Source organism: Methylobacterium sp. PvR107 (assembly GCF_017833295.1).
In the GTDB taxonomy this organism is placed as follows: domain Bacteria; phylum Pseudomonadota; class Alphaproteobacteria; order Rhizobiales; family Beijerinckiaceae; genus Methylobacterium.
In genome coordinates this window covers 21,678-35,095 of sequence record NZ_JAFIBW010000001.1, presented here as the reverse complement: position 1 = coordinate 35,095, position 13,418 = coordinate 21,678, and the positions used below count along the sequence as shown (strand labels likewise).

The window sequence follows — 13,418 nt, the reverse complement described above, 5'->3', positions numbered from 1 at the left end:
GGGACAGGTCTCGTCCTCAGTCGGGCGCGGGGGAGCAGGCTGGATCGGCATCGTTTCCTCCGCTTCGTCTCAGGATCCCATCGGCGGGCTATGCAGGCCGGTCGACGACGGATCGGTACGGAACAGCGTGAGCGAACTGACCATCGCCCGGCTCGCCTTGCCGGTCGCGCCCGACGGCAGCGTGTCGCTGAAGACGATCACGTCCGGCACCTTGTAGCGTTCGAGATGGGCCGACGCCCAGCATCTGAGTTCGTCCGCCGACAGAGCGAGGCCGGGCTTCAGCACGACGACAGCGTGGATCGCCTCGCCGAGGCGCGCGTCGGGCACGCCGGCGCACAGGGCCGCCGCGATGTCCGGATGCGCGCACAGGGCGTTTTCGATCTCCAGGGGCGCAATCTTGTTACCGCCCCGCGCGATGATCTCCTTCGAGCGCCCGACGAGCTCGACCTGACCGTCCGGGCGCAGGCGCGCGAGATCCCCTGTCCGGAAGTGGTCCGCTTCCAGGGCGGAACGAGTCAGCTCGGCGCCGTCGAGGTAGCCGAGCATGCCGCAGGCAGTTCGGATGCGCAGCTCGCCGGTCTCGCCCGGAGCGGCGAGCGCGCCGTCGTCCCGGGCGATGCGGAACGACACGCCCTCGGTCGGCATGCCGATCGACCCAGCCTTCGTGGCATCCCGCGGTCGGTGGCAGAAGTCGCAGGAGCCAGTCTCGGTCGAGCCATAGAGGTCGATAAGCTCGGCCTCCGGCCATCCGTCGCAGACCGCACGGGCCAGCGACGGGCTGAGTGCCTCGCCGCCGGTCAGCACCGCCCGCAGACGAGGGGCCGGCGGGGCACCGTCGGCCAGCAGGGCCCGCAGCATAGTGGGCACCGCGGCCAACACCGTCGCCTCCGTGGCGAGCAGACCCGCGAGCGTCGCGGAGGTGAATTTCGGGACGAGGATGAGTTTCGCCCCGGAGCGGATCGCCAGGAGACTCGCCCAGATCCCGAAGATGAAGGTCAGCTGGAGCGGCACCGCGACGACGTCGTCCGGGCGGAAGTCCAGCAGCCGGTCGAGGATCGCGAGCTTGCGCGCCAGGGCGTCGTGCCCGAGCACCACGCCCTTCGGCGCGCCGGTGCTGCCCGAGGTGAAGACTACGAGGGCGGCCCCCTCCACGAGAGGACGCTCCGGCGGCAGCGCCTCGGCGATCCTGTCCAGGGCGAGCCCGTCGACCCAGAAGCGGGCGCGCGTCGCCCGCTCGATCGCCCCGCGGGTGAGCGGTGCGGCGGACCGGTGCACGGGCACCGCAACCGCCCCCGCCCGCCAGAGGCCGAGCAGCGTACCGAGATCGAGGGCGCGGTTGCCGATAGCCACGAGCACGGGCTCGTGTGGGCGCACCCCTGCCGCACGCAGCTGGCCCTCGATAAGGTCCGCGTGTGCGCCGAGTTCGTAGCCCGACATTCCAGGGCCGGAACTCTCGTCCACCCGGCTGCCCGGGCGCGCGAACCCCGCGCCCAGGATCTCCGACAGCGCCCCGGTCATGATCCGGCTCCCGGGAAGCGGCTGTCGCGCCACGCCAGCGCCGCCTTCAGGCCCTGCGACCGGGCGATGTCCATGAAGGCCCGCTTGTCCGGCGAGCCTTCGCCCTCGATCAGAAGGTCGATGTCGAGCGCCGTCTCCAGGGCCTCCAGCATGCCGCGCGCCTCGATCGACCGGTTGATCGCCCGCTTGGTCTCCTTGACGAGATTCGGGTCGATCGCCGCGATGTGCCGGGCAAGGTGCAGCGCGCTCGCATCGAGGTCGGCAATCGGCACGACCCGGTTGACCATTCCGATTTCGTAAGCGCGCCGCGCCGGAATGCGGTCCTCGCCCGTGAGGATGATCTCCTTGGCGATCTTCGGGCCGACGATCCAGGGTAGGATCATCACCACGATGCCAGCCCCGAACTTCAGCTCCGGCTCGCCGAAGAAGGCGTCCTCGGCCGCCACGGTCACGTCGCAGGCCAGCGCCAGCTCGCAGGCACCGGCGAGGCAGGGGCCGCGCACCGCTGCGATGGTCGGCTTCGGGCAGTGCCAGAAGCGCATCGGCACGTCGAAATCTTTGCGCAGGATCGGGCGCCACTGGCTCACGCCTTCGGGGCGGAGTGCCATCTGATCCTTGAGGTCGAAGCCCGACGAGAAGGCCGTACCGGCCCCGCGCACGATCACGGCGCGCACCGCGGCGTCAGCCTCGGCCGCGTCCATCGCCTGCGCGAGTTCGTCGAGCATAGCCGCGCTGATTGCGTTGGTGCGCTCCGGGCGGTTGAGGGTGATCCGCGCCACGGGCGTGAGCGTCTCGTAGGTGATCGTCGTGAAGGCCACAGGCGACTTTCTCCTCACTGTCACTTACGGCCTCCCGCTAGTCGCTTGGCCTCGGGCAGGCGCCGCAGCCGCAGCATCGAGGCGAGGCCGAGGAACGGCCCGATGGCGAGGAGCGCGAAGGCGAAGCGCCAGCCGAGATACGTCCCCGCGAAGGCGATAAGTTGGATACTTACGAGCGTCAGCAGGAAACCCACGCAAGTCTGCACGGTCAGCATCGTGCCGATCAGCCGGCGATCGCTCAGCTCGCTCACCGCCGCCGAGAACTGCGCCGAATCCGCGATCACCGCCACGCCCCAGAGGACACCCACCGCCAGCACCGCCCAGGCAGGTCCCCCGAACAGGAAGCCCACCGCGATGGCACAGCAGCCGCTTGCGAGCATCGAGGCGCCGGTGACCAGCGTGCGGCCGAGCCGATCGGCCGCCCAGCCGCCCAGCATGGCGCCGAACGCCCCGGCCGCCACCACCGCGAAGGCGGCCAGTTCCGGCGGGAACGGCGGGGCGTTGCCGTAGCGCTCCCGGAAGCTCGCCGCCATGAAGGCGCCGATCCAGGCCCACATCGCGTAGAGTTCCCACATGTGGCCGAGATAGCCGAGATTGGCCAAGCGCACGCCGCGGTTGCGCCACGCCTCCAGGGCGTTCTCCAGGCGCAAGGGTGGGGCCTCCGACCGGATCGGCCCGAGTTGCACGAAGCGGATCAGGGCCGCCGAAAGAAGCGCGCCCAGCGCCGCACCGAGCACCGGCAGGTGCCAATCGAGCTGGCCGAAGGCCGCGACGAGGTGGGGCAGGGCCGAGCCAAGGGTGAGTGCCCCCACCAGCAGGCCGATCAGCAGCCCCAGATCTCCCACCGCCCAGGTGGCGGCGATCTTCATGCCGACCGGATAGACGCCTGCCATGCAGGCCCCCGTGATGAAGCGTAGCAGCGGCACCGCCGGCGATGTCGGCTCGAAGGCCAGCATCAGGAGGTTGGCGAGACCCGCCGCGACGGCGCAGCCGCAGAACAACCGGCGCAGATCGAACCGATCGGCCAGCCCGAGCAACGCGCTGACCAGGGTGCCGGCGACGAAGCCGGCCTGCACGCTGTTGGTGAGCAGGGCCTCCTGGAACGGGCTCAGCGGCCAGTGCGTGCGGATCGCGCCGATGGAGGCGGTGGTGGCGAACCACGTCGCCATAGCCGCCACCTCGCTCAGGAGCAGCAGCGCGATCGCGGTGCGCTTGGCGGTGACGGTCGCGCTGTCGGCCGCGTCAGGGGGCGACTTGGCCATGCCGCCTTACTTCGCGGCCGTGTGGGCCACGAGGGGGCAACCGCCGTCGGCCATGGGCCGGAACGCCTGGTCGCCCGGGATGGTGTCGAGGAGCTTGTAGTAATCGTACGGCCCCTTCGACTCCGAAGGTTCCTTGACCTGGAGCAGGTAGAGGTCGTGGATGGTGCGCCCGTCCGCGCGGATCGAGCCGTGGCCGAACAGCGGATCGTCCGTCGGCATCTCCTTCATCTGAGCGACGACGTCGGTGCCGCGATGCGCTTTGTCCTTGTCGAGGGCGGCGATCGCCTTCATCCAGTGTAGCATCGCCGCGTAGGTGCCCGCCTGGTTCATCGTTGGGTAGCGGCCTCCGTTGCGCGCGGCGAACCGCTTCGCCCAGGCTCGGGTGCCGTCGTTGAGGTCCCAGTAGAACGCCTCGGTCAGGGTGAGGCCGTGGGCGACCTTCAGGCCGACCGAGTGGATGTCCGAGATGAAGGCGAGGAGCGCGACGAGCTGCTGGCCGCCGTCGGTGAGGCCGAACTCCGAGGCCTGCTTGATGGCGTTGATCGTGTCGCCGCCGGAATTGGCGAGCGCGACGACCTGCGCCCGGCTGCCCTGGGCCTGGAGTAGGTAGGAGGAGAAGTCGGTGCTCTGGAACGGGGCAAGGACGTGCCCGAGGGACTTGCCGCCTGCCTTCGTCACGGCCTCGGTTGCGTCACGCTCCAGAGCGTGGCCGAACGCGTAATCCGTCGTGAGAAAAAACCAGGACTTCCCGCCCTGCTTGATCACCGCGCGCGCCGTGCTGTTGCCGAGAGCCCAGGTGTCGTAGGTCCAGTGGACGTTCGTGCGGGTGCAGTTCTTTCCGGTTAGATCCGAGGAACCGGCGCTTGCGATCAGGAACGCCTTGTCCTTCTCGCTCGCGATGTTCGATACGGCCAAGGCGACCGACGATGTCGGCACGTCGACGATCGCGTCGACATGGTCGACGTCGAACCAGCGTCGCACGATGGCAGCGCCGATATCGGGCTTGTTCTGGTGGTCGGCCGAGAGAACCTCGACGCGAAAGCCTCTCGCGTCCGGCTTGAAGTCTTCGACGGCCATGCGCGCGGCCTCGACGGAACCCGGCCCAGCGATGTCGGCGTAGAGGCCGGACTGGTCATTCAGCACGCCGATGCGGAAGGTCGGCAGCGGGTCGGCCTGCGCGGCGGACAGGCCGCCAAACAGCATCGCCAGCGCGAATACACCCTTCATGGTCGTTCCTCCATTGGCATAAACGGACTGTGTTTGTTTTTTTCAGTCCGGCGGCGGTGCCGCGCTCAGTCTTACGTCATCGCACTCAAGTCTTCCTTGCACGTTTACGGTCTTAATCGCTGCTCAAACGGCGGCGAAGAGTGTCGAAAACGCCTAGCGATTTACGTCCACGACGACGCGGCCGCGCACCCGGCCCGCCATCAGGCGCTCCGCAGTGGCCACGGCCTCCGTCAGGCCGATCTCGTCCGTGATCGCCTCGAGCTTGGCCGGATCGAGGTCACGGACCAGCCTGTTCCAGGCCTCGAGCCGCTCAGGCCGTGGGCACATTACGCTGTCGATCCCGATCAGACTGACACCGCGCAGGATGAAGGGGGCCACGCTCGCAGGCAGGTCCATGCCCTGCGCCAGACCGCAGGCCGCGACGACGCCCCGGTACCTCATGGCGGCGCAGACGTTCGCCAGCGTGTGGCTACCAACCACATCGACGGCCCCGGCCCAGCGCTCCCGGGCGAGCGGCTTGCCCGGATCCGAAAATGTCGCCCGGTCCAGCACCTCAGCAGCGCCGAGGCTACGCAGGTAGTCGGCCTCCTCAGGACGGCCGCTCACCGCCACGACAGTGTAGCCGAGGCGCGACAGGAGGGCGACCGCTGTACTGCCGACGCCACCGGCCGCGCCAGTGACGACGACCTCGCCCTTATCGGTGGTAACGCCGTGGCGCTCGAGGGCGATCACACACAGCATCGCTGTGTAACCGGCAGTGCCGATCGCCATCGCCTGGCGTGGCGTGAGCGCCTCGGGCAGCGGCACCAGCCAGTCGCCCTGGAGGCGCGCGACTTGCGCCAGCCCACCCCAATGGGTCTCGCCGACGCCCCAGCCATTGAGGACGACACAGTCGCCGGCCTTGTACTCGTGATGCCGGGACTCGCGGACGGTTCCGGCGATGTCGATACCCGGCACCATCGGAAACTTGCGCACGACCGGGCCTTTGCCGGTGATCGCAAGTCCGTCCTTGTAGTTCAACGTCGAGTAGGCGACGTCCACGGTAACGTCGCCCTCGGGGAGCTGCGCCTCGTCGATCTCACGTAGGCCAGCGCGGTAGCCCGCTTCATCCTTTTCTATCAGGATCGCCTTGAACATCTGGGGCACTCCGTGGGGCGCTCAGCGCGTCAGACAGGTCAGGAATAGGGTTGCAAAGAGGTCGAGAGGCTCGGGGCTGCGCTCGAGCTTGGCGCGCAGGACCGCACCTTCCCAGCCGATCCAGAAAAACGCCGCCAGCGCCGCGCAATCGGCATCCGCGGCAATCTCGCCGGCTGCCTGGGCATCCCGGAGACAGCGCTCCGTCCGCGCCTGCCAGTCGAGGAGCACGCCGTGCAGACGGTCCCGGAAGAGCTCCGGCAAGGCGCTCATTTCCTGCCCGAGATTGCCGACGACGCAGCCGCGACGGAACTCGTAGCGTGCCATGCCGGCCTTCGCGTCGGCAGCGAAGTTCCTTATGCGCTGGAGTGGGGTCGTACTCTCATCGAGCAACCAGCGGTCGAGCTTGCGCGCGAAATAGGCTGCGTACGCCTCGATCAGTTCGGCGCCGAAGACGTCCTTGCTCGCGAAGTAGTGGTAGAATGAACCTTTCGGCACACCGGCATTGCGCAGGACCTCTTCAAGGCCGGTTGCCGAGTAGCCCTTCTCCGATAGTAGCGCGACGCCCACCCGGATCAAGGCCGCCCGCGACGTGCCGTAGGCCGGCTCAGGCCTGGGTGGCCGACCTCTTTTGCGCGTGGTGACAACCGAGACCGAATCGGACTGCATGATTTAGAAATAGACCGGTTGCTTATTAAATGCAACGAGCCTCGGAGACGCTCCTCGGTCGCGTTCCGTGCGCCGCTCTTCGGAGGACAAGCAGCAAAGCGCCGAGTGTTTTATCACTCTGGTCCGGAGGCGAAGAATATCCCTGCCGCTTCGGTTGACATTAGCGGACCGTGCCGAACTGACCGTCCCAATAGAGGAGCGGCGATCCGCCGGACCCGCGGGATGCCACGACGCGGCCGATGAAAATCGTGTGCGTCGCCACGTCAAAGGACGATGTGAGCACGCATTCAAGCACCGTCCCGCAGCCGTCAATGAGGGGACATCCGGTCACGCCTTCGCTGAAGGCGACGGTGGCGAAAGGCTGCGGTGCCCGGGTCGCGAACTGCATGGCGAGCTCGTCTTGGTCGGCACACAGAACATTCAGAGCGAAGCAGGCCCCGTCGCGAATTAGAGCGTGCGAACGGTTGTCGCGGTTGACGGCCACCAGGACCGTCGGGGGGTCGGCCGCCACGCTGGACACAGCCGTCGCCGTCATGCCGTTCGCCTCGCCGCTATGGCAGCTCGTAATGACGCACACAGTTGAGGCCAGCGCTCGCATCGCTGTCTTGAACGCGGTTTCGCTCACACTCGGGAGGTCGTGCGATGCAGGGCCGGCATCGGCCGTGGCCCTCATGATACGACTTGCTCGGCGAGATGATCGCGCAGGGTGGCGCCGGCGTAATCGCGCCGGAGCAGCCCCCTTTCCTGCAACAGGGGGACGACTTGCCCCACGAAATCGGCGAACGTGTCGGGAAGGAAGGCCGGGGAGATCACGAAACCGTCGGCAGCTCCGCTGTGCAGAACGTCGGCGAGTTCATCGGCGATGTCCCGCGCAGTCCCGACGAGACGCGGGCACATGACGCCGCGGCCGTAAATGCGCCCCGCGTCGGCGATGGTGATCGGTTCGCCCTCTGCGATGCTCTTCAAGGCCGCCAGGTTCCCTTGGCTCCCCGACGCCTGGATCGATTCGACGTTCGCATCGAGCGGCAGGGTCGAAAGGTCGGTATTGGCATGGCCGGCCAGCGTTGACAGGCCAACTAGGGGATTGACCAGGGAATCATGGAGGTCGCGAAGATCTTCCGCCTCGGCGCGGCTGTTTGCAATGAATGGCATCACCGCCATCATCACCTTTGCCGAGTTCGGCGAGCGCCCCTGCGCGGCAAGGCTCGCCTCAACATCAGCCTTGAAGACACGCATCCGCTCGAGGTTCGGCTGAAGCGCGAAGATGACCTCGGACCAGCGTGCAGCGAAGGCCTTGCCGCGCCCCGACGAGCCAGCCTGGATGATCACCGGCCGCCCCTGCGGCGAGCGCGGTATGTTCAGTGGGCCGCGTGAACGGAACCACGCACCCTCGTGGTTGATGTGGTGGACCTTATCCGGGTCGGCGTAGATGCCGCGGGCCCGATCGAGGACGAGGGCGTCCGGCTCCCAACTGTCCCAGAGCTTGAAGGCAACCTCCATAAACTCATCGGCGCGATCGTAGCGCTCGTCGTGGCCGAGATGCTGGACGTTGCCGAAGTTGAGCGCCTCGCCATCGTTCATCGATGTGACGACGTTCCACGCGGCTCGGCCGTTAGAGATATGGTCGAGGGTCGCGAATTCCCGCGCGACGCTGTAGGGCGACTCGTAGGTCGTAGAACGTGTCGCGCCGAGCCCGATATGGTGCGTCACCGCGGACGCCGCCCCGAGGATCGGTAGCGGGTCTAGTCGCGTCGCGTCTTGGTCGCCATACCGAATGCCGACCTCGTGGCTGTCGCCATAACGGTCGGCGATGGCGAGCCGATCCGCGAAGAACATCAGGTCGAACCGACCGCGCTCAAGGATCTGTGCGATCTCGACATAATGTTGGAGACTGAGAAAACTCGTCTCGTGACGCGGGTTGCGCCAAATCGCGTGGCTATGAACGACCGGCCCGGCATTCATGAAGCCGCACAGATGCATGGTCTTGTTGAGCATGGTTCCTCCGCATCTCAACTGTCGGGCATGGGTAGACCGCGCATGGACGGGAACAACCGTCCAAGCCGTCGACCGATCGACTTGATCTTTGTCGTCTAACGTCCGGAATTAGCTGACGACGTCGATGATCCGATTCTTCCCGCCCTCGATCACTTGATGGAGGAACGAGCGGTTGAGCTGGTCGCCTTGATCGTTAAAATCGCAGGTCGCCCCAGCACCGATGTAATTGATGTCGTGGCCGAGGCGGACGCGTTCGAGCGCCACGGCTATATCGTCGGCTTCATCGCCCGGCGGATTGCAGACCGCCCGGATCGACTTCGCCCAGACCAGTGCCTCAGTGCTCTTGGCGTGCTCCATAGCGAGAGCGGTCACGCAGACTTGGTCGTACATGTTGCCCGCGAACAGGAAGACGGTGCCGTCGGGAGCGCCCATCGACTTGACGAACTTCTTGTAGGAGATGGAATTCAGCGGCGGGGCGGGCTGCAGGTGATGGATGCCCTCGGCCACCTCCGGGCTCACACTCTTCAGGAAGGCACCATCAGCATCGGCTCCGGTGCCGAGAGCTAGTACTTTGGAGCGAAAGCCGCCGCGATAAATCTCCTTGGCGATTGCCACCATATCGGTGAGGAGCGCGAGGACGAACACTGCCTCGGGCTCCGGCCCGAACGCCTTCTGAACCTCGGCGCGGTAGGAAGCCTGATCCGGGTTGTACATCACGACATCGGTAACGGTGCCGTCGCGTTTGGCCATCTCCGCCTTGAACGGCTCGACCATCGCCACGATGAACGGGTTCTGCTGAGCGAGGACGGCGACCTTCTTCACGCCGAGATCCTTGAGGATCTTGGCGCCGGCCGGGCCCCATTGCGTGCTCTTCGCCTGGAAGCGGTAGACGAGGTTTTTGGTGTCGCCCTCGGTGATCGCGGGGGCGGCGGCCGAGACCATCTGCACCTTATTGGCGCCGACGATCAGCGGCTTGGCAGCGAGTGCTGGCGGGCTGCCCCAGAATCCGCCGACCATCTCCACCCGGTCGACCTCGAGCAGCTTGCGCGTGGCTGTGACGCTCGCAGTCGCACTGGTCTCCTCGTCCTCGATGAACAGCTTGAGCTTCCGGCCACCGAGGATGCCGCCGGCATCATTGATGGTCTTCGTCGCGAGGTCGGCCGCCTTCTTCATGTCGGGGCCGTAGGGGCCGGTGGCGCCCGTGAAGGGGATGACGAAGCCGAGCGGGATCTCCGCCCCCTGCGCCGCAGCGCCTTCGACGGACCGGATCGCGAAGGGGGCGAGACCCAGCCCAGCGACGAGATGGCGACGGTTGAGGATAGGAAGAGCCACGGTCTCAGATCTCCTGGGGGTGGGAGGCGGGCAGGCTCGGATCGGCCGCATCGGCGCGCTCGGGATCAGCGAGCAGAGACGCAGCCTTGCGCTGCGGCTCGCGCAGGAGGCCCTGCGGCCGCAGCAGCAGGAGCAGCACGATGCCGACTCCGACACCGCCCAGACGCAGGGCTGCAATCTGCGCTCCGTCGAGCGCCGGGATGAGATCCTTGAGGAAACGCGTCCCTTCGAGGAGCAGCATGATTGTCCCGGCACCAATCATTAGGCCGGTATTGGAGCCACGCCCGCCCGCGATCACCGCCATGAAGGCGTACGAGGTCGTGATCGCCGTAAATTGCGAGGGATCGATGTAGGTCATGTAAAAGGCGTGCATGGCGCCTGCGAGACCCATCACCGCGCCGCCGACCGCAAAAGCCTTGATCCGCAGGATCAGGACGGGCTTGGCGAGGGAGGCCGCCACTACCGGGTCGTCGCGCAGGGCCCGCAGCACCCGACCGAAGGGCGAGCGTACCAGGGCCTCGAGAATGATGTAGACGATCCCTACGAGTGCCACGGCGAAGCCGAGGAGAGCGAAGTCCGCGTGCTCCGGAGCGATCAGGCTGGCGAAGGGCCGCGGTATGCCGGCGATGCCGAGCGCCCCCCCGGTCAGCCAGCCCTCGTTGAGCAGGACGAGGCGCACCGCCTCGCCGAAGCCCAAAGTGACGATGGCGAGATAGTCGTCGGCAAGGCGAATCGACAATAAGGCGAGAAAGACGCTGAGCAACGCGCTCAAAGCCGCCGCCGCCAGCATCGCTGCAAACCAGCCAACCACCGGCGTCAGCAGCGCAGTCGCGTATGCCCCCAGGGCGACAAAGCCAGCGACGCCAAAATTGACTAGTCCGGCGCAGCCCCACTGGAAATTCAAGGCAAGCCCGACGAGAGTCGCGATTGCGACAATCACGAGAATGGTGACGAGATAGGCCGTCATTTGCGTACCGCCCGCGCACCGAGAAGGCCCTGGCTGCGCACGAGGAGAAGCAGGAGAATCACCGCGAAGCTGACTGCCTGGCGATAGCTCGTCGGAACCACGAGGGTCGCCAGTTCCTCGGACAGCCCTACCGCGAGAGCACCGAGGACAGCTCCGAGTGGGCTGCCGAGCCCCCCAAGGATCGCGGCGGCGAAAACCGGGATCTGGTAGCTCCAGCCGACCAGCGGCTCGACGGCGCGGTCGATGGCGGCGAGGACGCCGGCGAGCCCCGTTAGGAGACCGATGATCGCCCATGTGAGCCGCACGATCACCTCGCGCTCGATGCCGCGCGCCGCGGCGAGCGTCGGGTTGTCGGCCACCGCGCGCATCGCGCGGCCCAAAGGCGTCGTACGCAGCACGAGGTGAAGCAGGACGAGGCAGCCAAGCACCGCCGCCGCGGTGACGATCTGCTCGTGGCTGATGCGCAGGCCCGCCCAACGCAGGGGCCGCGCCACGTCGACGTCGAGGCTGCGCGTCGCGTTGCCGAAGCCGAACCGACAAAGGTTCTCCAGGATGAGGGAGACGCCCATCGACGCGACCATCAGAGCGATCGAGCCCTGCTCGCGCAGCCGACCGAACACGGCCACGTCAAGTAGGACGCTGACTAGGGCGACGGTGGCCGCTGCCAGGAGCGAGGCACCCACGATCTGGAAGCCCAACTGCGTATTGAAGACCCATCCAGCGTAAGCACCGAGAGTCAGGCTGCCGCCAACTGCGAAATTTGGGAACTTGAGGATGCCGAAGGTCAGGCTGACCGCAAGCGCCGGCAGAGCCAGGAGGAGTCCGCTCACCGTTCCATTGAGCAGGAGTTGGCCGATCATGCCGCCCTCGCGAAGAACAGGTCGGCGAGGTCGGCCTGCCGGATTTGCCCGGCTGGCGCCTCCAGACTCTTGCGCCCGGCGACCAGCACCATCACCGCGTCGGCGATGCACAGGGCCGCCTGCACGTTCTGCTCGACCAGGACGATCGTCGTGCCGGCTGACCGAACCCGGACAATGGCTTCCATCGTCTCGGAGACGAAGCGCGGCGACAGACCCGCGGAGGGCTCATCGAGGAGCAGGACCTCGGGATTCGCGAGTAGAGCGCAGGCGAAAGCGACCATCTGCCGTTGGCCGCCGGAGAGATTGCCGGCTAGCGTGCGGCCGCGGTCGGCCAGCTCGGGGAACAGCGTGAGGACACGCTCCTCCTGCTCGCGCCCAGTTCCGGCCCGGCGGCGGAGGAACTCGGTGGCAAGTTGCATGTTCTCGCGTACGGTGAGCGTGGCGAAGACGTTCTTCTCCTGCGGCACATAGGCGACGCCGGCCACCACGCGGCGCGCCGCCGACAATCCCGTCACGTCGCGCCCGGTGATACTGATCGAGCCCTCGCGCGGCCGCAGGAGTCCGGCGAGAGTCTTCACGAAGGTCGATTTGCCGGAGCCGTTGGGACCGATCACCGCCAGGATCGTCTCGGGTAGCTGATCGAGGTCGATGCCGCGCACGATGTCGCCGCCGCGCCCGTATCCAGCGCGCAGGCCGCGAACCGCGAGGGCCGGAATGGCCGGTGCACCACTCACGCCGCCAGCCCGAGATAGGCGTCGACGACGCGCGCATTCGCGGTCACTTCTGCAAAGGTCCCAGATACTAGAGGGCGCCCCTCCGCCAGGACGTGGATATGATCGCAGACCTCGCGGATGAGGTGCATGTCGTGCTCCACGACGATGATGGTCAGGCCCGCCATGCGCAGCTCGCGGATCAGGCGGATGATCGCGTTGAGTAACGGCGGCGAGACGCCGGCGGCTGGCTCGTCGAGGCAGAGGACCGCTGGATCGAGCATCAATGCGCGCGCCAGTTCCAGGAGCTTCTTCTGTCCGCCGGACAGGGAGCCGGCCGGGGCGTCGGCGAGGCGCCACAGTCCAATTCGTTCGAGCAGGCCGCGTGCGCGGACCGCTTGAGCACGCTCCTGGGTTTCGACGGCGCCTCGGCGGAACAACGCGCCGATGATGGTCTCGCCGATCTGGGCCCCGGGGGCGAGGAGCAGGGTCTCAAGGACGGTAAGGCCCGCCAGATCGCGCACGATTTGGAAGGTGCGCACGACTCCGCGCGCCGCGACGATGTGCGACGGCAGCCCGGTGATCGGGACGCCGCGGAACCGGATCTGCCCAGAATCCGGAGGCACGAGGCCGCAGAGCACGTTGAGCAGCGTCGTCTTGCCGGCACCGTTCGGGCCGATAATCCCAGTCACACAGCCCGCTGCGATGTCTAGAGAGCAGCCGTCGAGCGCCGCGGCGCCGCCGAACGCTTTCCTGATCTCCCGGATCTCGACCACCGTCGTCACGTCTGATGCGCCCCCGTGCAAATGGAACGGATGTGCGTCGGCAAGCGGATCACCGAGCCACATGCCCACTCATCGCGCATATCTGCGCACGATCAGATCAAATTGTGCACATTATCTATGCTAATTTAATCTGCGCTTCAC

13 protein-coding genes are annotated in these 13,418 nt (G+C 66.9%); all 13 read right to left on the bottom strand.

Annotation, left to right across the window (positions count from 1 at the left end):
• Nucleotides 1-69: 69 nt before the first annotated feature.
• The 13 genes from JOE48_RS00160 to JOE48_RS00100 all read right to left on the bottom strand — a co-directional run bounded on the left by JOE48_RS00160 (nucleotide 70) and on the right by JOE48_RS00100 (nucleotide 13,340).
• The gene (locus JOE48_RS00160; protein WP_245252662.1) at nucleotides 70-1,518 is read right to left on the bottom strand and encodes a class I adenylate-forming enzyme family protein; all 1,449 of its coding nucleotides are present in this window, start codon (nucleotides 1,516-1,518) and stop codon (nucleotides 70-72) included.
• A complete protein-coding gene (locus JOE48_RS00155) occupies nucleotides 1,515-2,336 on the bottom strand; it encodes an enoyl-CoA hydratase-related protein (RefSeq protein WP_210025767.1) in 822 nt (273 codons plus the stop codon). The genes JOE48_RS00160 and JOE48_RS00155 overlap by 4 nt, the downstream gene beginning before the upstream one ends.
• A 20-nt stretch (nucleotides 2,337-2,356) precedes the next feature.
• Nucleotides 2,357-3,598 (bottom strand): MFS transporter, encoded by a 1,242-nt coding sequence (locus tag JOE48_RS00150; protein ID WP_210025765.1) that lies wholly within the window; start codon nucleotides 3,596-3,598, stop codon nucleotides 2,357-2,359.
• A 6-nt stretch (nucleotides 3,599-3,604) separates the two neighbouring features.
• Nucleotides 3,605-4,825 (bottom strand): ABC transporter substrate-binding protein, encoded by a 1,221-nt coding sequence (locus JOE48_RS00145; RefSeq protein WP_210025763.1) that lies wholly within the window; start codon nucleotides 4,823-4,825, stop codon nucleotides 3,605-3,607.
• A 153-nt stretch (nucleotides 4,826-4,978) separates the two neighbouring features.
• Complete coding sequence (locus JOE48_RS00140; RefSeq protein ID WP_210025760.1) at nucleotides 4,979-5,962, bottom strand: MDR family oxidoreductase; 984 nt, start codon at nucleotides 5,960-5,962, stop codon at nucleotides 4,979-4,981.
• A 21-nt stretch (nucleotides 5,963-5,983) separates the two neighbouring features.
• Nucleotides 5,984-6,529 carry a TetR/AcrR family transcriptional regulator gene (locus JOE48_RS00135; protein ID WP_312893401.1) on the bottom strand — a complete coding sequence of 182 codons (546 nt, stop codon included), beginning with the start codon at nucleotides 6,527-6,529 and terminating at the stop codon, nucleotides 5,984-5,986.
• 259 nt (nucleotides 6,530-6,788) lie between these two features.
• Nucleotides 6,789-7,253 carry a flavin reductase family protein gene (locus JOE48_RS00130; protein WP_210025756.1) on the bottom strand — a complete coding sequence of 155 codons (465 nt, stop codon included), beginning with the start codon at nucleotides 7,251-7,253 and terminating at the stop codon, nucleotides 6,789-6,791.
• 44 nt (nucleotides 7,254-7,297) lie between these two features.
• Nucleotides 7,298-8,623: an LLM class flavin-dependent oxidoreductase gene (locus JOE48_RS00125; RefSeq protein WP_210025754.1), complete on the bottom strand. Its 1,326-nt coding sequence runs from the start codon at nucleotides 8,621-8,623 to the stop codon at nucleotides 7,298-7,300.
• 108 nt (nucleotides 8,624-8,731) lie between these two features.
• A complete protein-coding gene (locus tag JOE48_RS00120; protein ID WP_210025752.1) occupies nucleotides 8,732-9,955 on the bottom strand; it encodes an ABC transporter substrate-binding protein in 1,224 nt (407 codons plus the stop codon).
• A gap of 4 nt (nucleotides 9,956-9,959) precedes the next feature.
• A complete protein-coding gene (locus JOE48_RS00115) occupies nucleotides 9,960-10,922 on the bottom strand; it encodes a branched-chain amino acid ABC transporter permease (RefSeq protein WP_210025750.1) in 963 nt (320 codons plus the stop codon).
• Nucleotides 10,919-11,782 (bottom strand): branched-chain amino acid ABC transporter permease, encoded by an 864-nt coding sequence (locus JOE48_RS00110; RefSeq protein ID WP_210025748.1) that lies wholly within the window; start codon nucleotides 11,780-11,782, stop codon nucleotides 10,919-10,921. Before JOE48_RS00110 ends, JOE48_RS00115 begins: the two co-directional genes overlap by 4 nt.
• A complete protein-coding gene (locus JOE48_RS00105) occupies nucleotides 11,779-12,516 on the bottom strand; it encodes an ABC transporter ATP-binding protein (RefSeq protein WP_210025746.1) in 738 nt (245 codons plus the stop codon). Before JOE48_RS00105 ends, JOE48_RS00110 begins: the two co-directional genes overlap by 4 nt.
• Complete coding sequence (locus JOE48_RS00100) at nucleotides 12,513-13,340, bottom strand: ABC transporter ATP-binding protein (RefSeq protein ID WP_210035480.1); 828 nt, start codon at nucleotides 13,338-13,340, stop codon at nucleotides 12,513-12,515. The genes JOE48_RS00105 and JOE48_RS00100 overlap by 4 nt, the downstream gene beginning before the upstream one ends.
• Nucleotides 13,341-13,418: the final 78 nt, after the last annotated feature.

What these genes read in the sequence shown, in the direction of transcription:
- JOE48_RS00110 (WP_210025748.1), bottom strand. Translation starts at nt 11,782, where the DNA reads ATGATCGGCCAACTCCTGCTCAATGGAACGGTGAGCGGACTCCTCCTG.
- JOE48_RS00160 (WP_245252662.1), bottom strand. Translation starts at nt 1,518, where the DNA reads ATGACCGGGGCGCTGTCGGAGATCCTGGGCGCGGGGTTCGCGCGCCCG.
- JOE48_RS00150 (WP_210025765.1), bottom strand. Translation starts at nt 3,598, where the DNA reads ATGGCCAAGTCGCCCCCTGACGCGGCCGACAGCGCGACCGTCACCGCC.
- JOE48_RS00115 (WP_210025750.1), bottom strand. Translation starts at nt 10,922, where the DNA reads ATGACGGCCTATCTCGTCACCATTCTCGTGATTGTCGCAATCGCGACT.
- JOE48_RS00125 (WP_210025754.1), bottom strand. Translation starts at nt 8,623, where the DNA reads ATGCTCAACAAGACCATGCATCTGTGCGGCTTCATGAATGCCGGGCCG.
- JOE48_RS00145 (WP_210025763.1), bottom strand. Translation starts at nt 4,825, where the DNA reads ATGAAGGGTGTATTCGCGCTGGCGATGCTGTTTGGCGGCCTGTCCGCC.
- JOE48_RS00140 (WP_210025760.1), bottom strand. Translation starts at nt 5,962, where the DNA reads ATGTTCAAGGCGATCCTGATAGAAAAGGATGAAGCGGGCTACCGCGCT.
- JOE48_RS00100 (WP_210035480.1), bottom strand. Translation starts at nt 13,340, where the DNA reads ATGTGGCTCGGTGATCCGCTTGCCGACGCACATCCGTTCCATTTGCAC.